A 21,806-nucleotide genomic window follows, 5' to 3' on the forward strand; every position below is an offset into this window, starting at 1 on the left:
TCAGCGCTTGATCGCACGCCCCAAGGTGTCGAGGCCGACCGACCCGATCCCCAGCGCCTTCGTGTGGAAGGCCTTGAGGTCGAAGTCGTCACCGGCTTCGGCCTTCGCCTCGTCGCGGAACTGCTCCCACAGCCGCTGGCCGATCTTGTAGCTCGGCGCCTGGCCGGGCCAGCCGAGGTACCGGTCGAGTTCGAAGGCGAGGAAGCTGCGGTCCATCGCGACGTTGTCGGTGAGGAACTGCCACGCCTTCTCTCGGTCCCAGATGCCGCCGCCCAGGCTCTCAGGGGCCTCGAGGCCCAGGTGGAAGCCGATGTCGAGGACGACTCGGGCCGCACGCAGACGCTGCGAGTCGAGCATGCCGAGGTAGTCGGCGGGGTCGTCCATGTAGCCGAGTTCGGCCATGAGCTTCTCCGCATACAGCGCCCACCCCTCACCGTGGCCGGAGACCCAGCACATCAGCCGGCGCCACCGGTTGAGGGTGTCGGAGACATACGTGGCCTGGCCGACCTGGAGGTGATGGCCGGGAACGCCCTCATGGTAGACGGTCGTCTTCTCCTGCCACGTCGCGAACTCGGTGACTCCCTCGGGCACCGACCACCACATGCGGCCGGGGCGGGAGAAGTCGTCGGTGGGCGGGGTGTAGTAGATGCCGCCGGTCGCCGACGGGGCGATCATGCATTCGATCGTGCGCACGGGTTCGGGGATGTCGAAGTGGGACTTCCCGAGTTCGGCGATCGCCTCGTCGGCGACGCCCTGCATCCACTCGCGCAGCGCGTCCTTGCCCTTGAGCGTGAGCTTCGGGTCCTCATCGAGGGCCTTCATCACCGTGAAGAGGTCGACGCCGGGCATGATCTCCTCGGCGACCCGCCGCTGTTCGGCATCGATGCGGGCGAGCTCCTCGAGCCCCCACCGGTACGTCTCGTCGAAGTCGATCTCCGCGCCGAGGAAGTTCCGCGAATGGAGCGCGTACGCCTCCCGTCCGCACGCTTCGTTCTCCGGGGCTTCGGGGAGGAGTTCGGCGCCGAGGAAGTCGGCGAGTCCCGCGAACGCCGTGCGGACCGCCTCGGCGTGGGTGGAGAGATCCGCACGCAGCTGCGGGCTCACCTCGGCGACCTCATCGGCACCGGCGATGAGCCTGAGGAACGTCGAATCCTCCCCGGCGAGATCGCGGGCCTGCTCGATGACCTTCTCGATCTGGATCCGGGCAGCGACCTGACCGCGGTCCTTGGCCAGGCGCAGCGACTCCTGGTAGCCGGCGATCGAGGCGGGCACGGCGGCGAGGGTCACATAGATGGACTCCCAGTCGGCCGCGGTGGCGGTGGGCAGCAGGTCGAAGGTGTCGCGGATGTTCTGCAGCGGGGATTCGATGACGTTGAGGTTCGCATGGTCGAACCCGGCCTCGTAGTAGTCCCGGTCCACGCCGAGGCGGTCGCGCATCGCGTCGAGCGTGACCCGGTCGACGTCGTCGAGGTCGGCATCCGCTTCGACCTCGTCGAGTCTGCGCAGGGTCTCCATGGTCAGCTCATGGCGTTTCGCGAGCCCGGCAGGGGAGTAGTCGTCGAAGCCCTTCGCGCCCTCGAGCCCGAGGAACAGGGCGAGGGACGGGGAGAGGGCGAGGGAGGCATCAACGTACTCTTCGGCGACGGCATCGACGGCCGACGGGGTTCTCTTCTCAGTCATGACCATCAGCCTATATGAGCTGAGACACACCCCGTGACCAGGGCGACAGCCTATGAGGAGAGGCACACGGCTGAGCGACGGACACCCCTGCCTGAGAATTCCCTGAAGCTATACCCTGGTAAGGCTCGCCGCTCGGCGGGCCGCTCTGAGCAGAGGGAAGAGGACGCGTGGCACGAGCACAGCTGTGGACGAAGGACTTCATCGTCGGGATCTGCCTCAACCTCGCGATGTCCATGGTCTTCTACCTGCTCATGACCTCGATGGCCGGCTACGCGATCGCCCGCTTCTCCGCCGGTCAGGCCGCCGCGGGCTTCGCGTCCTCGAGCTTCATCGTCGGCGCCGTCGTCGCCCGCGTGCTCACCGGCAAGTACCTCGACTTCATCGGCCGCCGGAAGCTGCTCGTCATCTCCATGGCGGTCTTCGTCCTCGCCTCGCTCGCCTACATCGCCGCGGACACGCTCGCCCTCCTCATCGTCATCCGCCTCATCCACGGCGTCGCCTTCGGGGCGGGGAACACGGCGATCATGACGGCGATCCAGTCGGTCATCCCGTCCTCTCGCCGAGGTGAGGGCACCGGTTACTTCGGGACCGCGACGACGCTGTCCACGGCGCTCGGCCCCTACCTCGGCGTGCTCCTACCGCACGAGTTCGACTACACGGTGCTCTTCATGGCCTCGGCGTTCATGTCGGCGGTCTCCCTCATCCTCTGCTTCTTCCTCGACCTGCCGAAGCAGGAGCTCAGCGAGGCCCAGCGCGCCGCGAAATGGCACCTCCACCCCCGCACCCTCGTCGACCGCGACGGGCTGCGCATCGGGCTGATCATGCTCATCGCCGGCGTCGCGTTCGCCGCGGCACTCGTCTTCCTCGCCGGCTATGCCGCGGAGAACGGCGTGCCCGGTGCGGCCTCACTGTTCTTCATCGCCTTCGCGGCCGCCTCGCTCGTGGCCAGGCTCTTCGTCGGCCGGATCCAGGACGCCTACGGCGACAACATCGTCATCTACCCCTCGCTCGCCCTCAACGCCGCAGGCAATGTGCTCCTGGCCATGTGGCCGACGACAGCCGGAATCGTGGCAGCCGGCGTGCTCATCGGCTTCGGCTTCGGCTCGCTCATGCCCAGCGCCCAGACGATCACGGTGAAGTCCGTGCCGATGTCGCGGGTGCCGGTGGCCACCGCGTCGTTCTTCCTCCTCCTCGACGCCGGCTCCGGGATCGGGCCGATCGTCCTCGGCGCGCTCATGCCGCTGACCGGCGGCAGCGGTATGTTCCTCCTGTGTGCGGGCCTCGTTCTCGTCTCGATGCTCGTCTACACCGCCGTCCACGGCCGCGGTCGCGGGGGTCGGCCGGGACGCGAATTCATCAGCTGAGGACGACGGCAGCATGAGCCGAGGTCGGCTGGGTTGTCGCTGCCGTCACAGGCCGGACCCCGGGTGACCTCCGGCGCGGTTCCGAGTAGCCTGAGACCGACGCCGAGCACGGAGGATGACATGCGACTCGCTCTCGCCCAGATCAACACGACGACGGATGTGGCCGCCAACCTCGCCAAGGTCCGGGACTACACGCACCGGGCGGCAGAGGCCGACGCCGAGGTCGTCGTCTTCCCCGAAGCGACGATGTCGGCGTTCGGCCGCGGCCTGGCCGAGATCGCCGAACGGGAGGCGACCGGGTGGCGTGAAGCGCTGACCGCACTCGCCGCGGACGCCGACACGAGCATCGTCGTCGGCGAGTTCGCGGTCGCAGACGGCAAGCTCGTCAATCTCCTCGCCGTCTACGCCCCCGACGGCACCCGGTCCGAATACGCGAAGATCCACCTCTACGACGCGTTCGGGTTCAAGGAGTCCGACACCGTCACAGCCGGACAGGATCCCGCTGTCGTCTCGCTTGCCGGCGACGAGGTGGGCATCGCGATCTGCTACGACATCCGTTTCCCCAAGCTCTTCGCCGAACTCAGCCGCCGAGGCGCACGGCTGGCGATCGTCTCCGCCTCGTGGGGTGCGGGGCCGGGCAAGGTCGAGCAGTGGGAGCTGCTCGCCCGGGCTCGGGCGCTGGACTCGAACATGTTCGTCCTCGCCCTCGGTCAGGCCGACCCCGAGGTCACCGGGGTCGACGTGCCGCCGAAGGGACCGACGGGCGTCGGCCACAGTCTCGTCGCCGACCCGTTCGGCGCCGTCGTCGTCGAACTCGGCGGGGAGGAGATGCTCGAGGTCGTCGACCTCGACCTCGGTCTCGCCGATGAGGCCGCCGAGGCGCTGCCCGTGCTCGTCAACGCGAAGCTGGGGTACTGAACCGGCTTCGGCGGGAGTGGGTCGGAAGTGAGCGTGCAGCCCGTGAGCACGGTCACGGCATTTGAGAGGCGATCGCACCGAGCGCGATAATGGCGGCATGGCAGCAGCAGAGGAGACCGTGCCGGAAGAGGGACTGCGGGAGCGGAAGAAGCGCGAACGAGAACAGGCCCTGCGTCGGGCCGCCCTCGACCTCACCGCCGAGAACGGCTTCGCCAACGTCACCATCGAGGCGATCTGCGACCGCGCAGGAGTCTCCCGTCGGACCTTCTTCAACTACTTCGGCAACAAGGAGGAAGCGCTCCTCGGGCGCTCCGACACCGTCTTCGACGACGAGGACCGTCCGGCGATCGCCGAATTCGAAGCCGGCGGCCCGTCAGGGCGTCTGCTCACCGACCTCGAAGGCCTGCTCACCGTCGTCATCCGCAGCCGGCTGCGACGCCGTGAGGAGATGCACCGGTTTCACCAGATCCTCAAGCAGGAGCCTGCGCTCATGCAGCTGCAGATGTCGCGCATGGGCAGCAACGAGCGCCTCTTCCGCGAGATGATCCACCGTCGACTCGAGGGCGGGCCACCAGTCGACGGCTCAGCACCCGTCGACGGCGTCGCACCGGACGACGGCGCCACACCGGCTGGGCACGCAAGGGAGACGGATACGACTGACGACGCGACCGCCTCGGCGGGGGAGGTCGGGAACTGTCTTGGTGACGAGGGGCCACCCGTGTCCCCACGGGCCGAAGCGGTGGCCGCCTTGGCGATGATGGCGATCAGGACGACCTTCATGCGCCTGCGCCGCGACGAGGGCGACCCGGATCCCGTCATCCGCGAGATCTTCGCCGAACTCCGCGCGGTCTTCGCCGAGGATGAGCGCAGCGCGGACTGACCAGCTGCCCGGCACTCGGGTCAGCTGCCCGGCGGCCGAGTCACCGGCCCGCCGTCTGAGTCACCGCCTCGGCGACTGAGTCAGCGTCCCAGCGGCTGCGTCCAGGTCTGGGGCAGACGCCGGCGGACGTTGCGGCGCGGGGCGTTGAAGCCGGCACGGTCGTGCTTCTTCGTCTCCACCTCGGCGAGGGCTTCGGCCTGGTGGGCGGCATAGGCGAGCGCCACCTGTCGGATCGCGACGACGGCGGCCACGGCTGCGGCGCTGGCCATCTCGTCGCTGACCGGCTGACCGTCGTCGGCGCGCACCCGAGTGCGGTCTTCGACCGACGCAGACGTCTCCGGCGTCGACGCGGACCGTGCACTCGATGCGGTCTCGGTGAGTTCCTCGCTCATAGGGGGATGTTACCGTGCTTGCGCGCCGGCGCGTCGACGTGCTTGTTCTTCAGCGCCCGCAGGGATCGCACGATGCGCGCCCGGGTCTCGCTCGGCTTGATGACGGCGTCGATGTAGCCCTCCTCGGCCGCGAGGTACGGGTTGAGCAGAGCGTCCTCGTAGTCCTGGATGAGTTCGTCGCGCAGGGCGTCGACGTCCTCACCGGCCTCCTCTGCGGCCTTGAGCTTGCGGCGGTAGACGATGTTCGCGGCCCCCTGGGCACCCATGACGGCGATCTGCGCCGAGGGCCACGCGAGGTTGATGTCGGCGCCGAGCTGCTTCGAACCCATGACGCAGTACGCGCCGCCGTAGGCCTTGCGGGTGATGAGCGTGATGAGCGGGACGGTGGCTTCACCGTAGGCGTAGATGAGCTTCGCACCGCGGCGGATGATCCCGCCGAGCTCCTGATCGGTGCCGGGCAGGAAGCCGGGGACGTCGACGAAGGTGAGGATCGGCAGGTTGAAGGCGTCGCAGAGGCGGACGAAGCGGGCCGCCTTCTCCGAGGCGTCGATGTCGAGGGTGCCGGCCAGCTGCATCGGCTGGTTGGCGATGACGCCGACGCTCACGCCTTCGACGCGGCCGAAGCCGGTGACGACGTTGGGGGCGAAGAGCTCGGAGACCTGGAGGAACTCCCCGTCGTCGAGGACCGTGGTGACGACGTCGAGGATGTCGTAGGGCTGCGAGGGCGAATCCGGCATGAGGGTGTCGAGCGCTTCGTCCTCGGTGGTGAGCTCGAGGTCGGATTCGAAGACGTCGGCGTCGGCCGGGTCGAGGTTGTTCTGGGGGAGGAACGAGAGGAGGTCGCGGACGTAGTTGAGGGCGTCCTCCTCGTCGCTGGCGAGGTAGTGGGCGTTGCCGGAGACCGTGTTGTGGGTGCGTCCGCCGCCGAGCTCCTCGTGGCCGACCTCCTCACCGGTGACCGTGCGGATGACGTCGGGGCCGGTGATGTACATGTGGCTGGTCTTGTCGACCATGATCGTGACGTCGGTGAGCGCCGGGGAGTACACGGCACCGCCGGCCGAGGGGCCCATGATGAGCGAGATCTGGGGGATGACGCCGGAGGAGGCGACGTTGAGGCGGAAGATCTCGGCGAAGAGCGCGATCGAGCCGACGCCCTCCTGGATGCGGGCGCCGCCGGAGTCGTTGATGCCGATGATCGGGCAGCCGAGCTTGAGCGCGAGCTTCTGGACCTTGACGATCTTCCGGCCGTTCGCCTCGGCGAGAGAGCCGCCGAGGACGGTGAAGTCGTGGGCGAAGACGGCCACGGTCTTGCCGTCGATCGTGCCCAGGCCGCAGACCACGCCGTCACCGTCGGGACGGTTCGCGGCCATCCCGAACTGGGTGTTGTGGTGGCGCGCGAACTCGTCGATCTCCTGGAACGATCCGTCGTCGAGGAGCTGGTCGATGCGTTCGCGGGCGGTCTGCTTGCCGCGCTTGTGCTGGTTCTCCACCGACTTCTCGTTGCCGGTGTGGGCCGCGTCGCGGCGGGCTTCGAAGGCGTCGATGCGCTCGGCGGTGGTGCGTGGAGTTTCCGTCATGCCCCCACCTTATCGAGGGCGCACGAGTTCATTGTGCACTCCCACCAAAAGAATCTAGAGTGGACTGGTGACCAGCCAACACGCGCCCTTCCTCGTCGATGTCCGCTCGCTGCGCGCCCGCGCCGAGGCCGCCGGAATCGACCTTCCGCTCATCATCTGGGACGAGACGAGTCCGTCGACGAACGATGAGCTCGCGGCCCTGGTCCGCAGTCCTCAGACGCTGTCCGCCGAGGCGGGGGGGGGCGCCCCCGCCGACGAGGTGAATGGTTCCTCCGCCGAGGCGGTCGTCCGCGAGATCGCCGGGGACGTCGACCTCCCCGACGGCCTGCCCGAGCTGACGATCCTCGGCACCGACTACCAGAACGCCGGTCACGGCAGGCTCGGACGCACGTGGACGGTTCCGCCGCGCAGGTCGCTGACCTTCTCGATCCTGCTGCGCCCGAGCGTCGGGGTCGAATCCTGGGGGTGGATCCCGCTCATCACCGGTGAGGCGGTGCGTTCTGCCGTCGCCGAGGTGGGAGTCCCCGCCGTGCTCAAGTGGCCCAACGATGTGCTCACCGCCGAGGGGAAGAAGCTGTGCGGGATCCTCGCCCGCATCGAGATGCTCGACTCGGGTCCGCACATCGTGCTCGGCATGGGGATCAACACGCGACTCGAACCCGAAGATCTGCCACGGGAGGACGCGAGCTCCCTGGCGATCGAACTCGGAGATGCGGGTACGGGTCCTGGCGGTGAGCCGGGTTCAGAGATCGATCATGAAGCGTTGCTAGTGTCGATCCTCAGCACACTCATTCCTGCCCTGAGGGAGATCGACGAGTATGGTGACGAGGACTTCAGCCGCAGCCGGACCGCCGAGCAGGTGCGTGCAGGCATGGTGACATTGGGAACCAGGGTCAAGGTCGAACGCCCCGACGGAGGGCACCTCATCGGCCGCGCCACCGGACTCGACCCCTCCGGCGACCTCGTCATCGATGACGAGATCACCGTGAGCGCCGGCGACGTCCACCATCTGCGCCCGGCCCCTGAGACCCTGTCCGACGAGACCGCCTCCGGGACGACCCCATCCGGGGCGACAGAGAGATGATGAGTGAGGACACCCAGCACGGGTTTGCGTCTGCCGCCGGCGACGACACGCAGCGTCGCGATGATTCCCCGCACACCGTGACAGAGAGGCAGTCCCATCACCACCCGGCCGATGAGCGGCAGGATGGCGTCGAGGCCGGACGGGCAGGTGCCAGGCGGGATGATGCCGGGCAGAATCACGTCGATCGGCAGGCTGCCGCGCAGGTTGACGTCGAGCGGCAAGCTGCCGAGCGGGAGGATGCGGGGCAGGCTTACCTGGAAGGCTCGGATGCCGATGAGCTGGATCCCCAGCCGTCGGATGTTCGGCCGTCGGCTGCCCAGTCCTCGGATGCTCGGCCGACCGGTGAGCGACGCCCCGCTGACCGCGGAGCTGCACACGACGCGGCGGTCGCAGGGGCCTCGGCAGCGACCGGTCCTGCGGCGGCCGGCGCTGCAGCGTCCCGCCCCGGTTCTGCCGGAGTCCGCGGTCGCTTGCGGGTCGATGACAGCGAACTGCCTGCCACCTCGGCGATGCCGATCATCCGTGAGGACATGATTCCCGGTCGCGCATCCGGTGAGAGCACCGGTGGGGGAGCGACCGACCCCGCGGAATCCGGGACCTCGACGTGGGACGACTTCTCCGAGGGACTGCACGAGGATCCGCGCACCTCGGCGATCGACATCGTCGACGAGGACGACGATCCGATCTACGAGACCCGATCCGCGGCCGAGCGTCTCGAGGAGATCCTCCTCGACGGCAAACGCGTGCTCGATCGGCGGGAGGCGGCGAAGCTCGGCGGGATCTCGACGGTCTCGGCGAGGAAGATGTGGCGGGCGCTGGGGATGTCCCAGACCGACGCGCACGACAAGGCGTACACGGTCAGCGATGCCCATGCCCTGCGGATGTGGGCGAAGCCGGTGGCCGACGGGCTCATCGACCAGGAGACGGCGCTGTCCCTGGCGCGCGCGATCGGGCAGACGACGGACCGCCTCGTCGTGTGGCAGATGGAGACGCTCGTCGAATACCTCACCGAGGAGAAGGGGATGAGCGAACCCGAGGCCCGGCGGGAGGCCCTCGAGGTCATCGAGGATCTCATCGACCCGATGCAGAAGATGCTCGTGTACTCGTGGCGGCGCAACCTCGCCGAGGTGATGGGCAGGCTCAACGTCAACGTCTCCGACGGGCTCGCGATGGACAACCGGCAGGGCTGGTACGACTCGTCGATGCCGCTGGCCCGGGCCGTCGGGTTCATCGACCTCGTCTCCTACACCCGGCTGTCGCAGAAGCTCGAACCGCGTCAGCTGGCGAACATGGTCCAGGAGTTCCAGGGCATCTGCTACAACATCGTCGCCACCGGCGGCGGGCGGATCATCAAGACCGTCGGCGACGAGGTGTTCTTCGCGGCCGAGACGCCGATGGCCGGCGCGGAGATCGCGATGACGCTCATGGAACGCGTCACCGCGGCCTCGGATCTGCCGCAGGCGCGCGTCGGATTCGTCTGGGGCCGGGTGCTCTCCCGCCTCGGCGACATCTTCGGCTCGAGCGTCAACCTCGCGGCCAGGCTCACGGCCGTGGCCGAACCCGGCACGATCTTCACCGACGAGGAGACCGCGCGGGTGCTCTCGACCTCCGACGCCTACGTGTTCGAACCCCGCGGATCGCTCACCCTGCAGGGGCTGGGGGAGACGGGGATCTGCCGGATGGAGCGGGGCACGGCCGCACGGATGAAGCTCGACCTCGACGACGAATCCTGAGCCGCCTCGGTCACCGCAGCGGCATCGGTCGCCGCGTCACGTCGTCGGCGTCAGGTTCCGCCGCACGTACCAACAGTCACCCTCAGCGCTACGTCCTACCCTTCCTGGTGTAGGAGAAGAAGCTGCGGGTGCCGTTCGGTGAGCGGAGTGGAGGACGTAGAGCCGAACGTGCGATTGAGTGCTGGATGTAGGACGTGGCGCTGCGGGTTCCGGTTGATGCGGCACCCGCAGTGCTTCGACTCGAAGTGCACGTCAGGAGGACACGCTTCGGCGAGCTCGTGCGTGCGGAACACGCGTCAGAAGAGCGCTGAGTCGTCGTCCTCGGCATCCTCGTCGTGGGAGACGATGACGCCGTTGTCGGTGTCGATGCGGGCGCGGGAGATCGCCTCGCGCGCGTCGTCGAGATCGAGGTCGAGACCCTCGAAGCTCGTCGCCAATCCGCCCGAAGCGGCCGCCTGCGGCTCACCGCCGCCGCCCGAACCGTCAGAGCCCGACGCCTCAGAGCCCACTCCGTCGCCGCCGCCGTCACCCAAGTCCCCATCGACCGTGCCACCGGTGACGTCCTCACCGGGGGCGCCGAGGCGAGGCAGCGTGCCGATGACATCGATCTTCGCCTCGAGCGGGGAGCCGGTGCCGTCGCGGCGAGACATCTCGCCCGGCAGGGCCCTCGCCCCACCGGCCTGCGCGGCCGCCTGCGGCGAATCGCCGACCCAGGCGAGCGAGAGCTCGGTCTCGCCCTTGAGGAACTTGTGGGCGCGCACGCCCGAGGTGGCGCGTCCCTTCGTCGGGAACTCCGCGAACTCGCTGACCTTGATCGACGAGGACGGTGCCCCGTAGAAGTTCTCGCCGCTGGCGATCGTCACCACCGACAGGCTCATCTCCTCGTCGGCCTCATGGGGGACCGCACCGAAGAAGATCGCCTTGGCCTCGGCGCCGAGCTTGATGCCGGCCACACCCGAGGCGTTCCAGCCCTGCGCGCGCAGACCCGAGGCGTCGAAGGCGAGCAGCTGGGCCCCGGAGGTGACGAAGACCGCGAGCGATGCGTCGATGTCACGCGGTTGGGCGAGACCGATGACGGAGTCCTTGCCCTTGAGTGCGATCGCATCCCATTCGGTCTTGTTCGGCCGACCCGCGACGGACACGCGCTTGACGACACCGTCGGCGGTGCCGAGGAGGAACTCGCGTTCGAGGTCGATCAGCCCGATGACCTTCTCGTTCTTCTCCAGCGCCGCGTACTCGGCGATTTTGACGCCTCCTGCGACGTTCGGCCGCGAGGCTCCCGGCGGGAGCGCCGGCAGGTCGACGACGTCGATCATGTGCAGGGTCCCGGACGAGGTGACCGCCCCGATCTTCCCCTGGGTCGTCGCGACGACCTCGGAGACGAGCGCGTCATGGCTGGCACGTTTGCCCGACCGGGAGAGCACCGCGGCATCCGAGGTCCGCGCGATCCGGCCCGACGTCGAGAGCAGCACCCGGGTCGGGGCGTCGGCGATCCTCAGGTTGTCCGGGGCCTTCTTCCCCTTCGCCGTGAGCTCCTTCATCGACCCTTCGATGAGGACCGTGCGACGGGGCGTGCCGATGATCTCGGCGGTGGCCTCGAGTTCCGTGGCGACGAGCTCGCGCAGCTTCGACTCGTCGGCGAGCAGACCTTCGAGGTACTCGATGCGGTTCTTCAGCTCGTCCCGCTCGGCCTCGAGTTCGAGACGCGAGAACTTCGTCAGCCGCCGCAGCTGGAGGTCGAGGATGTAGGTGGCCTGCAGCTCCGAGAGGTCGAAGACGTCCATGAGCCTCGTCCGCGCGGTGCCGGCATCGTCCGAGGAGCGGATGAGCTGGATGACCTCGTCGATGTCGAGGATCGCGATGAGCAGGCCCTCGACGAGGTGGAGGCGGTCCTTGGCCTTGCGCAGCTGGAAGACCGTGCGCCGACGGACGACGTCGATGCGGTGGGAGAGGTAGACGGTGAGGAGCTCGCGCAGCCCGAGGGTGCGCGGCTGGCCCTCGACGAGGCAGACGTTGTTGATGCCGAAGGACTCCTCGAGCGGAGTCTGCCGGTAGAGCTCGGCGAGGACCGCCTCGGGGTTGAAGCCGTTCTTGACCCCGATGACCAGGCGCATGCCGTTCTTGCGGTCGGAGTAGTCGTCGATCGAGGCGATGCCGGTGAGCTTCTTCGCCCCCACGGCGTCCTTGACCTTCGCCACGACCTTCTCCGGGCCGACGAGGTAGGGCAGCTCGGTGACGACGATGCCCTTGCGGCGGGCGTTGATGTTCTCGATCGAGACCGTCGCCCGGGTGCGGAACGTCCCGCGCCCCGTCTCATAGGCCTCCCGCACCCCGTCGAGGCCGATGATCCGCCCACCCGTGGGCAGGTCGGGGCCCGGGATGAAGCGCATGAGCTCGGCGAGATCGGCCTCGGGGTTGCGGATGAGGTGGCAGCACGCGGCGATGACCTCACCGGGATTGTGCGGAGCCATGTTCGTCGCCATGCCCACCGCGATCCCCGAGGCTCCGTTGATGAGGAGGTTGGGGAAGGCGCTGGGCAGGACGTCGGGCTGGGTGAGGGTGTTGTCGTAGTTGGGGACGAAGTCGACGACCTCTTCGTCGAGGCCGGCGATCATCTGCATCGACGCCGTCGTCAGCCGGGCCTCGGTGTACCTCGGAGCGGCCGGACCGTCGTCGAGGGAGCCGAAGTTGCCGTGGCCGTCGACGAGCGGGACCCGCATGATGAAGTCCTGGCTCAGCCGCACCAGCGCGTCGTAGATCGCCGAATCCCCGTGCGGGTGGAGCTTGCCCATGACATCGCCGACGATGCGGGAGGACTTGACGTGGCCGCGGTCGGGCCGCAGACCCATATCGCCCATCTGGTAGACGATGCGCCTCTGCACCGGTTTGAGGCCGTCACGGGCGTCCGGCAGAGCCCTCGAGTAGATGACAGAGTACGCGTACTCGAGGTACGAACTCTCCATCTCCGCCGAGACGTCGACATCGATGACTCTGCCTTCGGTCATGGAACTCCTGTCTCACACGCCGGTCCGCTGTCCCTCAGCGGCGGCACCCGTCGATTCTAACGTTCGAATCGTGTTCCCCGGCTCACCCGGTCGGGCTCGTGTCGTCAGGCGTTCACTGCGCAGGCGCGTAGTCGTTCATCCAGGCGGCGAGTTCGTTGATGTAGGACTCGACATGCTCGCGCTTGGGGGCACCCGACATCAGCTCGCTGATCATCATCCCCAGCACCGAGCTCGTGATGCGGCGGGCCAGGTCGGCGTCGATGCCGCTGAGCTGCATGACGAAGGAGTCCACCGTGGCCATGTTCGCCTTCTTCGCCGCGAGCGCCTCGGCGGGCAGGGCCGGGTCGAGGCTGAGCATGACGGAGGTGTAGAAGCGGTTGCGGTCGGTGGTGAGCAGGTCGAAGCACAGTCCGATGGCAGCGTCGACGAGCGGGGTCCCACCCGTCGTCGTGTTCTCGACGAGGCGATCGAACTGGCGGGAGTTGAGCTCGCCGATGCGCTCGAGGATTCCGGTGACGAGGGCGTCACGCGTGCGGTAGACGTTGGATGTCGAGCCGACGGGGAGTTCGGCCATGGCGTCGACCGCACGATGGGTGAGTCCGCGGACCCCCTGCTCGGCGACGACGGCGATGGCGGAATCCGTGACGACATCTTTGCGCGAAATCAATGCTCTCTGCCTCGCTCTCGTGGACACCCCTGAAGCACAAGGGTGCCTGCTGACGGTAATGACCCACTTCGGTCACAGACTGCGGCCGGGGACCGGCCGTGCTATTTAGGGCACAAATGCATAACTATTCATGCTCGAACGGATACAGACACTACATGTTCGGTCGATGGATTGGTATATGACTCGCCAAAAAGTCAGTCGGTTCCCACCAATCGGGTCGGCTGCGTCCAGGACCGCCGCGAAATCGGCAGACATCCGATCTCTGCTCAGCTGAGCAGCCGCCTGGTCGTGTCGATCCGTGTCGCATCGGCGAGCAGCGAGATGCGCACGTCGAGGATGTGGCTCTTCGTCTCGGTCGCGACGATCGGGTGCATCTCGACGTCGAGGATCTGCGGATGGCGTTCGACGAGGACGGAGAGGCGTTCGAGGACGTCGATGAGCGGATCGATGTCGACCGGGGGCAGCCCCCGGTAGCCGAACAGCCTCGGCGAGGACTTGATCGACCGGATCATGTCCCCGGCGTCCTTGTCCGTCAGCGGCGCGACCCGATGCTCGACATCGCCGAGGAGTTCCGTGGTGTCCCCGGCCAGGGAGAACGAGAGCATCGGTCCGAGCAGGCGGTCCTCGCCGGCGCGGATGACGCAGGGCACCCCGGGCGGCGCCATCGCCTGGACGTCGACGAGCAGCTCCTCGTCCCCGGGCAGGGAGGAGATGAGGCTCTGGATGGCGGTGAAGTCCTCCGTGAGCTCCTCGGGCGTGTCGATGTTGAGGCGGACCCCGCCGAGCTCCATGCGGTGGCGCAGCGACTTCGTCACGGCCTTGAGCGCGACCGGGTAGCCGATCGTCTCCGCGGCTTTGAGTCCTTCGGCCACCGAGGCGGCCGTGATGTAGGGGACCGTCTCGATCCCGTAGCAGCTGAGCAGGTCCCGGGCGCGCTCGCGGGAGAGGACGACGGGGCAGCCGGGGCCGGCGCCCTCGAGTGCGGCATCGACGATCTCGCGCACCCCTTTGTCGTCGAGGTCCTCGATCTCGAGGAAGCGTCCGTGGTCGGCCGCACGCCACCGGGAGTAGTCGGTGGCCCGGGCGAGCGCCCACACGGCGTCCTCGGGTCCGAGGTAGCTGGGCACCGTGTGCGTCACCCGTTTGCCCTCGTCATCGGTGAGGAAGCTCGTGAGCTCGTCCTGGACGCCGTGGATGCCGAGGAAGCATGCGACCGTCGTCTTCTCCGACCGGGCCGCGGCCTCGGCGAGGCGGGCGGCGATCTCGTTCTCCTCGGCCCCGGCCGACGGGGTGAAGGTGACGATGACGGAGTCGATGTCGGAGCGGGCGTACATCGCCTCGAGCTCGCTGCCGAAGGTCTCGGCCTCGACCTCGGGGTGGAGGGAGACGACCGCGGATTCGACGGTCAGCCCTTCGGCGCGGGCGCGCTGGACGATGAGCGTCGACAGGGCCGCGGAGTTGCCGATCACCCCGACCCGGCGCCCGGCCGGCAGCGGCTGGGTGGAGAAGACCTGCGCCAAGTCGAAGAGCTGGTGGACGGTGTCGGCGCGGACCACTCCGGCCTGGCCGAGCACCTGGTCGAGGGCGTGCGGGGCGAGCGAGGAGGTGCGCACGACGTGTCCGGGCGGCAGTTCGCGGCCCGTGACATCGGATTTGACGACGATGACGGGTTTGACGCGGGAGACCCGGCGGGCGATGCGGGAGAACTTCCGCGGATTGCCGATCGATTCGAGGTAGAGGCCCACCGTGTGCGTGGCCGGGTCCTCCTCCCAGTACTGGAGGAGGTCGTTGCCGGAGAGGTCGGCGCGGTTGCCGGCGGAGACGAACGTCGAGATCCCCAGGCCGCGGTTCTTCGCCGTGGCGAGCAGGGCCGTGCCGAGCGCCCCCGACTGGCTGAACAGGCCGAGGGTGCCGGGTTCGGGCAGGAACGGGGCGAGCGAGGCGTTGAGTCTGACATCGGGGGCCTCGTTGACGATGCCGAACGAGTTCGGTCCGATGAGCCGCATCCCGTAGGCCCGGGAGGTGGCGACGACCTGACGTTGGAGTTCGGCGCCGGCCCGGCCGGTCTCGGCGAAGCCGGAGGAGATGACGAGGACGGCCTTGGCCCCGTGGGCGGCGCACTCCTGGACCACCTCGGTGACGGAGTCGGCGGGCACCGCGATGACGGCGAGATCCGCAGTGCCCGGCAGGGCGTCGAGGCTCTCATACGCGGGCACGCCGGCGACCTGGTCGGCTTCGGGGTGGACGACCCAGAGGTCCCCGGTGAAGTGGGCTGAGACGATGTTGCGGATGAGGAGGTTGCCCGTCGAGTTCCGCTTCCGGCTGGCGCCGATGACGACGACGGAGGACGGGTGGAGGACGGTGCGCACGCTCTTGGCCTCCGCGCGGTGCTCGCGCGTGGCCTGGACCTCGATCGAACGGGCCGTGGGGTCGATGTCGAAGGTCACGGCCACGACCCCGTCGTCGAAGCCGCGGCTGACCTCGTAGCCGGCGGCCTGGAAGACCTGGAGCATCGAGCGGTTCTGGGGGAGCACCTCGGCGGTGAATTTCCTCAGCCCCGACTCCCGGGCGGCAGCGGCGAGGTGCTCGAGGAGGATCGAGCCGATGCCGCGCCCCTGATGGGCGTCGGCGATGTTGAAGGCGACCTCCGCCGAGGTGGGGGAGATCCGGTCGTAGCGACCGACCCCGATGATGTCGTCGCCGATCGTCATCACCAGCGCTACCCGGTCGTTGTGGTCGACGTTGACGAACCGGTCGAGGTCGCGTTGGGGCAGCTTGGGCAGGGGAGCGAAGAAGCGCAGGTAGATCGACTCGGGCGACTGGGCCTCGTGCATGCGGGCCAGCGCCTCGGCGTCGGAGGGCACGATCGGGCGCAGATGGGCGGTGCCGCCGTCGCGGAGGACGACATCGGCTTCCCACCCGGCAGGATAGTCTTCCATGGCTCAAGCATAAATGCGGGGCGCGGGGACGAGTACGGCACAATGGAGTCCATGGCATTACCCGAAGTCCTCGTCCGCGACCTCCAATCGGCCGGATACTATCCGCAGCTCACCCAGGGCATCCTCACCGATTCCCTGTTCGGCGAACCGGTGCTCAGCCACTTCGTCCACATCGACACGCACGTCGACATCGAGTCCATCCACCGTCACGTCACCGCGTTCGTCCTCACCGAGACCCGCCTGCTGCTCGCCCACGTCGACGACGACCCGGCCGTGGCCCCCGGTGGGAAGGCGCGGGCCGTGACGAGCAGCGAGGACATCGAACTCGAACGCCTCGGCACCGTCATGGTCGGGCGCACCTTCGCCGACCCCGCCTCGTATACGCCGGGCGAGGCCCCCGTCGAGGTCTCGCTGACCCTCTCCTGGGGTGCCGCCCGCCGGATCGAGGCGTTCCCCGAGACCTGCGGTGACCCCGACTGCATGGGCGACCACGGCTACGGCGGATCGACCTTCGCCGAGGATGTCGTCCTCCGCGTCTCCGCCGAAGCCGAGGGGCAGGCCGCCGTCGACCGCATCGCCGCCTTCGCCGACCGCCTGCGCCAGGCCGTCTTCCACGCCCGCCTCCGGTCGCGGCGCTGATGGTGGGATCCCCGACCGAGAGCCTCGAGACCCTGCTCGGACCTCCCGACTACGCGGGACCGATGCTCTCCGACGTCGTGCCCGCCGCGGCGCTCGCCCTCGGTGCCGGCCACATCCTCGACGGCACGGCGCTGAGCCGGGCCGAGGCGCTGGGCGCCGACCGTGAGGTGCGCACCGCGATCGTCGTCCTCATCGACGGACTCGGAGAGCGGCTGCTGAGCCGCGACAGCGGGTACACACCCTTCTTCCGCTCACTGGCCTCCGCCCGCCGCCCGATCTCGGCGGGCTTCCCGTCGACGACGGCGAACTCCCTGTCCTCCCTGGCCACCGGCCGTCTGCCCGGGGCCCACGGCGTCGTCGGCTATCGCCTCCTCGACCCGGCCAAGGACGCCGTCTTCAACCAGCTCACCTGGGACCTCGACGTCGACCCTGTCGCCTGGGTGCCCGATGCGACTCTTTTCGAACGCCTCGAATCGGCCGAGGTCGACGTCGTCAGCCTCGGCGAGGCGAAGTTCGCCGGTCGGGGACTCAACCGGGCCTCGCTGCGCGGCGGCCGGTTCCGGGCCTCGAAGACGCTCGAGGAGCGCAGCGCGCAGGCGCTTGCCGAGGTGCGCGCACCGGGCACCCGGCTCGTCTACCTCTACTGGGGCAACCTCGACAAGACCGGCCATGTGCACGGTTCGAACTCGGCGGCCTGGACCGAGGAGCTCGAGCGCATCGACCTCGTCCTCTCCCGGCTCGCCCAGGACCTGCCGCACGATTCGGCTCTCTTCGTCACCGCCGACCACGGGATGGTCGACATCGACCACGACACTCGCCTCGACCTCGTCGACGCCCCCGAGCTCAAGTCGGGGCTGCGCCACCTCGGCGGGGAGCCGCGTGCCCTCCATCTCTACGCCGAACCTGGCGCCGAGGCGGACGTGGCGGCCGCGTGGACGGAGACCCTGGCCGGGCGCGCCCTCGTCCTGCCCCGCGCCGAGGCCATCGCCCGCGGGTACTTCGGACCCGTCGACCCGCGGGTGCTCGGGCGCATCGGCGACGTCATCGCGATCTGCGCCGACGGCTTCGCCGTCGTCGATTCGGACACGGAGTCCGCCTCGGCGCTCGCCCTCATCGGCCATCACGGCGCGACTACCGAACGCGAACTCCAGGTCCCTCTGCTGCTCGTGTGAGACCGGCGTCGGCGACGGCATCGTCCGTGACTGCGGGGTCGGTGTCGGCGACGACGACCTCCCGCCTCGGCGAGGCTGTCGTCGAGGCGCTGCCGGGCACGCGGTAGAGCACGCGGGAGTACATGAGGTAGCGGAATATGTTGCCGAGCAGGACACCGACGACGTTGCCGGAGATGTTGTCGGCGAGCGGCGAGGTCAGGCCCATGACGTAGTGGCTGATGACGAGGCAGAGGCCGGCGATGCCGAGGCCGATCGCATTGACGGCGAAGAAGCCTGCCGCCTCCCGCCACGGACGATGGGTGCGACCGTCGCGGAACGTCCAGTGCCGGGACCCGAGCCAGCTGACCGTGGTCGCCGCGGCCACCGAGACGACCTTGGGGATGAGCGGGCCGATGTCGGTGGTGAAGAGGATGAGGTTGAAGACGGCGAGGTCGACGAGGAAGGCGACGGCGCCGACGGCGGTGAACTTCGCCAGGCGGGAGAACTCGGTGCGCGTGCGGCCCACGGTCCCCTCCTCACCTCGTGGCACTCGACGAGGTCCATCGTACGACAGTGAGGATGTCGGTCAGCTGGGAGCCGCGAGCGTCCTGGGCCGGGCCGCCGTTAGGATGGGAGGCGTGACTTTTCCTACCATCGGCGTCATCGGCGGAGGCCAGCTGGCCCGCATGCTCGCCCCCGCAGCTGAGGCACTGGGAGTCCGGTTCGCCGTCCTCGCCGAGACCGCCGACGCCCCGGCCGCCCAGGTCATCCACGACGTCGTCGTCGGCGACTACACCGACTTCGCGACGCTCAAGGCCTTCGCCGAGACCGTCGACGTCATCACCTTCGACCACGAGCACGTCCCGCCCGAGCACCTCGAGGCGCTCGTCGCCGCCGGGCACGCGGTCCGTCCCGGCCCGCAGGCGCTCATCTTCGCCCAGGACAAGATCCTCATGCGCCGCCGGATGGACGAACTCGGCCTGCCCAACCCCCGATGGGCGGAGATCACGAGCGTCTCCGATGCCGAGGCCTTCGCCGCCGAGGTGGGCCTGCCGTTCATCCTCAAGACCCCGCGCGGGGGCTACGACGGCAAGGGCGTGCGCGTCATCTCCTCCCTCGACGAGGTCGGTGAGTGGCTGCGCGAGGTCCCCGTCCTCCTCGCCGAAGAGAAGGTCGACTTCACCCGTGAGCTCGCCGTCATGGTCGGCCGGTCCCCGATGGGGCAGACCGCCGTGTGGCCCGTCGTCGAGACCTGGCAGCAGGACGGGGTGTGCAAGGAGGCCATCGCCCCTGCCCCCGGCCTCTCGGGCGACAAGGCGAAGGAGATCACCGAGGCGGTCCTCACCGTCGCAGGCGCCCTCGACGTCACCGGGGTGATGGCGATGGAGATGTTCGAGACCCCGGACGGCTTCCTCATCAACGAGTTCGCGATGCGCCCCCACAACACCGGCCACTGGACCCAGGACGGGTCGGTGACCAGCCAGTTCGAACAGCATCTGCGTGCCGTCCTCGACCTGCCGCTCGGCAGCCCCGAGGCCAGGGAGGACGTGTCGGTGATGGTCAACATCCTCGGCGCCGAACACGAGGACCTCTACCAGCCCTACCTCCACGTCATGGCCCACGACCCCGCGGTCAAGGTCCACCTCTACGGCAAGGGGGTGCGGCCGGGACGCAAGGTCGGCCACGTCAACGCCTACGGCGATGACCGGGAGCTCGTCCTCGCCCGTGCCCGGCATGCCGCGGACTTCATCGCCGGCGTCGACACCGACCCGCATCCCCGGATGCCCGAGGCCACCGCCTCGGCGGCCGCGACACCGACGAACCTCACCGCACCGAACAACCCCGGGGAAGGGGCCTGACATGAGCACTCCAGCAGACACACCCGCACCGGCGGTCCCCGTCGGCATCGTCATGGGCTCGGACTCGGACTGGCCGACGATGGCCGCCGCCGCCGAGGCGCTCACGGAGATCGGCATCGCCTCGAGCGCCGAGGTGGTCTCCGCCCATCGGATGCCCGAGGACATGGTCGAGTGGGCGAAGACCGCGGCCGACCGCGGTCTGCGCGTCATCATCGCCGGAGCAGGCGGAGCCGCGCACCTGCCGGGCATGATCGCCTCGATGACCTCGCTGCCGGTCATCGGCGTGCCCGTGCCGCTGAAACACCTCGACGGCATGGACTCGCTGCTCTCGATCGTCCAGATGCCCGGCGGGGTCCCCGTGGCCACGGTTTCGATCGGCGGGGCGAGGAACGCGGGTCTGCTCGCCGCCCGCATCCTCGGTGCCGGAACGGACGCCGAATCACTGCGGATCCGGGCAAGTCTCGACGAGTATCGGGCGCGCCTGCGCCAGGTCGCCCTCGACAAAGGGGCGGCGCTCGGGCAATAATTGCTGACTGAACGATCGATCAGTCAAAGGAGCATGATGTTCGACCTCTACCAGCCCAGTGAAGAGCACGAAGAGATCCGCGCGGCGGTGCGCGACGTCGTCGAGAAGCGGATCACCCCCTTCGCCGCCGAGGTCGACGCCGAATCCCGGTACCCGCAGGAAGCCCACGACGCGCTCGTCGAGACCGACTTCTTCGCCGCCCACGTCCCCGAGCAGTACGGGGGAGTGGGCGCCGACGCGCTCGCGGTGGCGATCATCATCGAAGAGGTCGCCCGCGGCTGTGCCTCCTCCTCCCTCATCCCCGCCGTCAACAAGCTCGGCAGCATGCCCGTCCAGCTCGGCGGCGATGAGGCGATCAAAGCGAAGTACCTCGCCCCGCTCGCCCGCGGCGAGGCCGGATTCTCCTACGGTCTCTCCGAACGCGAAGCCGGTTCGGACACCGCCTCGATGAAGACCCGTGCCACCCGAGACGGCGATGACTGGATCCTCAACGGCGTGAAGACGTGGATCACCAACGCCGGGGTCTCCGAGTACTACACGGTCATGGCCGTCACCGACCCCGACGGGGCGCGCGGACGCAACATCTCCGCGTTCGTCGTCGAGAAGTCCGATGAGGGCTTCACCTTCGGGGAGAAGGAGCGCAAGCTCGGCATCAAGGGCTCACCGACGCGGGAACTGCTCTTCGACAACGTCCGGCTGCCCGGTGACCGCATCGTCGGTGCCCCCGGTGAGGGGCTGAAGATCGCCCTGCGCACCCTCGACCACACGCGGGTGACGATCGCCGCACAGGCCGTGGGCATCGCCCAGGGCGCGCTCGACTATGCGCTGGCCTACGTCAAGGAGCGCCAGCAGTTCGGCAAGCGCATTGCCGACTTCCAGGCGATCCAGTTCATGCTCGCCGACATGGGCATGAAGCTCGAAGCCGCCCGTCAGCTTACCTACACCGCAGCGGCCAAGAGCGAGCGCGGGGATGAGGACCTCACGTACTTCGGGGCCGCAGCGAAGGCCTTCGCCTCCGATGCGGCGATGGAGATCACCACCGACGCCGTCCAACTCCTCGGTGGGGCCGGCTATGTCGTCGACCATCCCGTCGAGCGGATGATGCGGGACGCGAAGATCACGCAGATCTACGAAGGCACCAACCAGATCCAGCGTCTCGTCATGGGCCGCCAGCTGCTCGGCTGAGCGCAGCTCGCAGTCCCCGCGGCGACCGACCGCCCTCGCACCCGTGCGAGGGCGGTCGGTTGCGTGAGTGTGGGGCAGAACACGTGCGCAGGCACGACATGCGAGGACCGGATGTGCGGGATTCGGCCGCGCCCACGGGACACAATGGATGGACACAGAGGACTCGGACGTTGGTTTGGCAGGATTGATGCCTGTGCAGGGACGGTG

At 68.7% G+C, this 21,806-nt stretch carries 17 protein-coding genes; 10 read left to right on the forward strand and 7 right to left on the reverse strand.

Annotated features, from left to right (window positions below; translation table 11 throughout):
- Positions 1 to 1,680: a DUF885 domain-containing protein gene (locus AACX88_RS10515; RefSeq protein WP_339392962.1), complete on the reverse strand. Its 1,680-nt coding sequence runs from the start codon at positions 1,678 to 1,680 to the stop codon at positions 1 to 3.
- 167 nt (positions 1,681 to 1,847) lie between these two features.
- On the opposite strand from AACX88_RS10515, the gene AACX88_RS10520 reads away from it, so the two are divergent.
- The 3 genes from AACX88_RS10520 (at position 1,848) to AACX88_RS10530 (ending at position 4,842) form a co-directional block, all read left to right on the forward strand.
- A complete protein-coding gene (locus AACX88_RS10520) occupies positions 1,848 to 3,044 on the forward strand; it encodes an MFS transporter (protein ID WP_339392963.1) in 1,197 nt (398 codons plus the stop codon).
- Positions 3,045 to 3,164: 120 nt separating this feature from the next.
- Positions 3,165 to 3,962 carry a nitrilase-related carbon-nitrogen hydrolase gene (locus AACX88_RS10525; protein ID WP_339392964.1) on the forward strand — a complete coding sequence of 266 codons (798 nt, stop codon included), beginning with the start codon at positions 3,165 to 3,167 and terminating at the stop codon, positions 3,960 to 3,962.
- Positions 3,963 to 4,059: 97 nt separating this feature from the next.
- On the forward strand, positions 4,060 to 4,842 hold the full coding sequence (locus AACX88_RS10530) for a TetR/AcrR family transcriptional regulator (RefSeq protein ID WP_339392965.1): 783 nt from the start codon (positions 4,060 to 4,062) through the stop codon (positions 4,840 to 4,842).
- Between the two features lie 80 nt (positions 4,843 to 4,922).
- On the opposite strand, the gene AACX88_RS10535 is transcribed toward AACX88_RS10530, so the two are convergent.
- Together AACX88_RS10535 and AACX88_RS10540 are read right to left on the reverse strand one after the other, a co-directional pair.
- Entirely contained in the window at positions 4,923 to 5,234 is a 312-nt protein-coding gene (locus AACX88_RS10535; RefSeq protein ID WP_339392966.1) for a hypothetical protein, read from the reverse strand.
- On the reverse strand, positions 5,231 to 6,811 hold the full coding sequence (locus AACX88_RS10540) for an acyl-CoA carboxylase subunit beta (RefSeq protein WP_339392967.1): 1,581 nt from the start codon (positions 6,809 to 6,811) through the stop codon (positions 5,231 to 5,233). The genes AACX88_RS10535 and AACX88_RS10540 overlap by 4 nt, the downstream gene beginning before the upstream one ends.
- Positions 6,812 to 6,878: 67 nt before the next feature.
- Between AACX88_RS10540 and AACX88_RS10545 the strand changes: the two genes are divergently transcribed.
- Complete coding sequence (locus AACX88_RS10545) at positions 6,879 to 7,895, forward strand: biotin--[acetyl-CoA-carboxylase] ligase (protein WP_339392968.1); 1,017 nt, start codon at positions 6,879 to 6,881, stop codon at positions 7,893 to 7,895.
- Positions 7,895 to 9,628 (forward strand): adenylate/guanylate cyclase domain-containing protein, encoded by a 1,734-nt coding sequence (locus tag AACX88_RS10550; RefSeq protein WP_339392969.1) that lies wholly within the window; start codon positions 7,895 to 7,897, stop codon positions 9,626 to 9,628. Before AACX88_RS10545 ends, AACX88_RS10550 begins: the two co-directional genes overlap by 1 nt.
- Positions 9,629 to 9,924: 296 nt before the next feature.
- Here the strand turns inward: AACX88_RS10550 and AACX88_RS10555 are convergent, their stop codons facing one another.
- From AACX88_RS10555 to AACX88_RS10565, 3 genes are all read right to left on the reverse strand, one after another.
- Entirely contained in the window at positions 9,925 to 12,633 is a 2,709-nt protein-coding gene (locus tag AACX88_RS10555; RefSeq protein ID WP_339392970.1) for a DNA gyrase/topoisomerase IV subunit A, read from the reverse strand.
- A 112-nt stretch (positions 12,634 to 12,745) separates the two neighbouring features.
- Positions 12,746 to 13,300 carry a TetR/AcrR family transcriptional regulator gene (locus AACX88_RS10560; protein WP_339392971.1) on the reverse strand — a complete coding sequence of 185 codons (555 nt, stop codon included), beginning with the start codon at positions 13,298 to 13,300 and terminating at the stop codon, positions 12,746 to 12,748.
- A 266-nt stretch (positions 13,301 to 13,566) separates the two neighbouring features.
- Positions 13,567 to 16,239 carry a bifunctional acetate--CoA ligase family protein/GNAT family N-acetyltransferase gene (locus AACX88_RS10565; protein WP_339392972.1) on the reverse strand — a complete coding sequence of 891 codons (2,673 nt, stop codon included), beginning with the start codon at positions 16,237 to 16,239 and terminating at the stop codon, positions 13,567 to 13,569.
- Positions 16,240 to 16,290: 51 nt separating this feature from the next.
- Between AACX88_RS10565 and AACX88_RS10570 the strand changes: the two genes are divergently transcribed.
- Together AACX88_RS10570 and AACX88_RS10575 are read left to right on the forward strand one after the other, a co-directional pair.
- Positions 16,291 to 16,878: a DUF5998 family protein gene (locus AACX88_RS10570; RefSeq protein ID WP_339392973.1), complete on the forward strand. Its 588-nt coding sequence runs from the start codon at positions 16,291 to 16,293 to the stop codon at positions 16,876 to 16,878.
- A complete protein-coding gene (locus AACX88_RS10575; RefSeq protein WP_339392974.1) occupies positions 16,878 to 18,050 on the forward strand; it encodes an alkaline phosphatase family protein in 1,173 nt (390 codons plus the stop codon). The genes AACX88_RS10570 and AACX88_RS10575 overlap by 1 nt, the downstream gene beginning before the upstream one ends.
- On the opposite strand, the gene AACX88_RS10580 is transcribed toward AACX88_RS10575, so the two are convergent.
- On the reverse strand, positions 18,010 to 18,555 hold the full coding sequence (locus tag AACX88_RS10580) for a GtrA family protein (RefSeq protein ID WP_339392975.1): 546 nt from the start codon (positions 18,553 to 18,555) through the stop codon (positions 18,010 to 18,012). The genes AACX88_RS10575 and AACX88_RS10580 overlap by 41 nt on opposite strands.
- A 160-nt stretch (positions 18,556 to 18,715) precedes the next feature.
- Here AACX88_RS10580 and AACX88_RS10585 point away from each other — a divergent pair, with 160 nt between their 5' ends.
- The 3 genes from AACX88_RS10585 to AACX88_RS10595 are packed head-to-tail and all read left to right on the forward strand — an operon-like array spanning position 18,716 to position 21,599.
- The gene (locus AACX88_RS10585; RefSeq protein ID WP_422614433.1) at positions 18,716 to 19,888 is read left to right on the forward strand and encodes a 5-(carboxyamino)imidazole ribonucleotide synthase; all 1,173 of its coding nucleotides are present in this window, start codon (positions 18,716 to 18,718) and stop codon (positions 19,886 to 19,888) included.
- Position 19,889: 1 nt separating this feature from the next.
- Positions 19,890 to 20,414 (forward strand): 5-(carboxyamino)imidazole ribonucleotide mutase, encoded by a 525-nt coding sequence (gene purE / locus AACX88_RS10590; RefSeq protein WP_339392977.1) that lies wholly within the window; start codon positions 19,890 to 19,892, stop codon positions 20,412 to 20,414.
- 36 nt (positions 20,415 to 20,450) lie between these two features.
- On the forward strand, positions 20,451 to 21,599 hold the full coding sequence (locus AACX88_RS10595; RefSeq protein WP_339393027.1) for an acyl-CoA dehydrogenase family protein: 1,149 nt from the start codon (positions 20,451 to 20,453) through the stop codon (positions 21,597 to 21,599).
- Positions 21,600 to 21,806 lie beyond the last annotated feature (207 nt).

The organism is Brevibacterium metallidurans (assembly GCF_037101285.1).
GTDB classification, from domain to species: Bacteria; Actinomycetota; Actinomycetes; order Actinomycetales; family Brevibacteriaceae; genus Brevibacterium; species Brevibacterium metallidurans.

Bases quoted from the DNA above. Each gene is read 5' to 3' on its own strand.
- AACX88_RS10565 (WP_339392972.1), bottom strand. From the start codon at position 16,239: ATGGAAGACTATCCTGCCGGGTGGGAAGCCGATGTCGTCCTCCGCGAC.
- AACX88_RS10570 (WP_339392973.1), top strand. From the start codon at position 16,291: ATGGCATTACCCGAAGTCCTCGTCCGCGACCTCCAATCGGCCGGATAC.
- purE (WP_339392977.1), top strand. From the start codon at position 19,890: ATGAGCACTCCAGCAGACACACCCGCACCGGCGGTCCCCGTCGGCATC.
- AACX88_RS10515 (WP_339392962.1), bottom strand. From the start codon at position 1,680: ATGACTGAGAAGAGAACCCCGTCGGCCGTCGATGCCGTCGCCGAAGAG.
- AACX88_RS10585 (WP_422614433.1), top strand. From the start codon at position 18,716: ATGCTCGCCCCCGCAGCTGAGGCACTGGGAGTCCGGTTCGCCGTCCTC.
- AACX88_RS10555 (WP_339392970.1), bottom strand. From the start codon at position 12,633: ATGACCGAAGGCAGAGTCATCGATGTCGACGTCTCGGCGGAGATGGAG.
- AACX88_RS10595 (WP_339393027.1), top strand. From the start codon at position 20,451: ATGTTCGACCTCTACCAGCCCAGTGAAGAGCACGAAGAGATCCGCGCG.
- AACX88_RS10530 (WP_339392965.1), top strand. From the start codon at position 4,060: ATGGCAGCAGCAGAGGAGACCGTGCCGGAAGAGGGACTGCGGGAGCGG.
- AACX88_RS10575 (WP_339392974.1), top strand. From the start codon at position 16,878: ATGGTGGGATCCCCGACCGAGAGCCTCGAGACCCTGCTCGGACCTCCC.
- AACX88_RS10540 (WP_339392967.1), bottom strand. From the start codon at position 6,811: ATGACGGAAACTCCACGCACCACCGCCGAGCGCATCGACGCCTTCGAA.
- AACX88_RS10525 (WP_339392964.1), top strand. From the start codon at position 3,165: ATGCGACTCGCTCTCGCCCAGATCAACACGACGACGGATGTGGCCGCC.
- AACX88_RS10550 (WP_339392969.1), top strand. From the start codon at position 7,895: ATGAGTGAGGACACCCAGCACGGGTTTGCGTCTGCCGCCGGCGACGAC.
- AACX88_RS10535 (WP_339392966.1), bottom strand. From the start codon at position 5,234: ATGAGCGAGGAACTCACCGAGACCGCATCGAGTGCACGGTCCGCGTCG.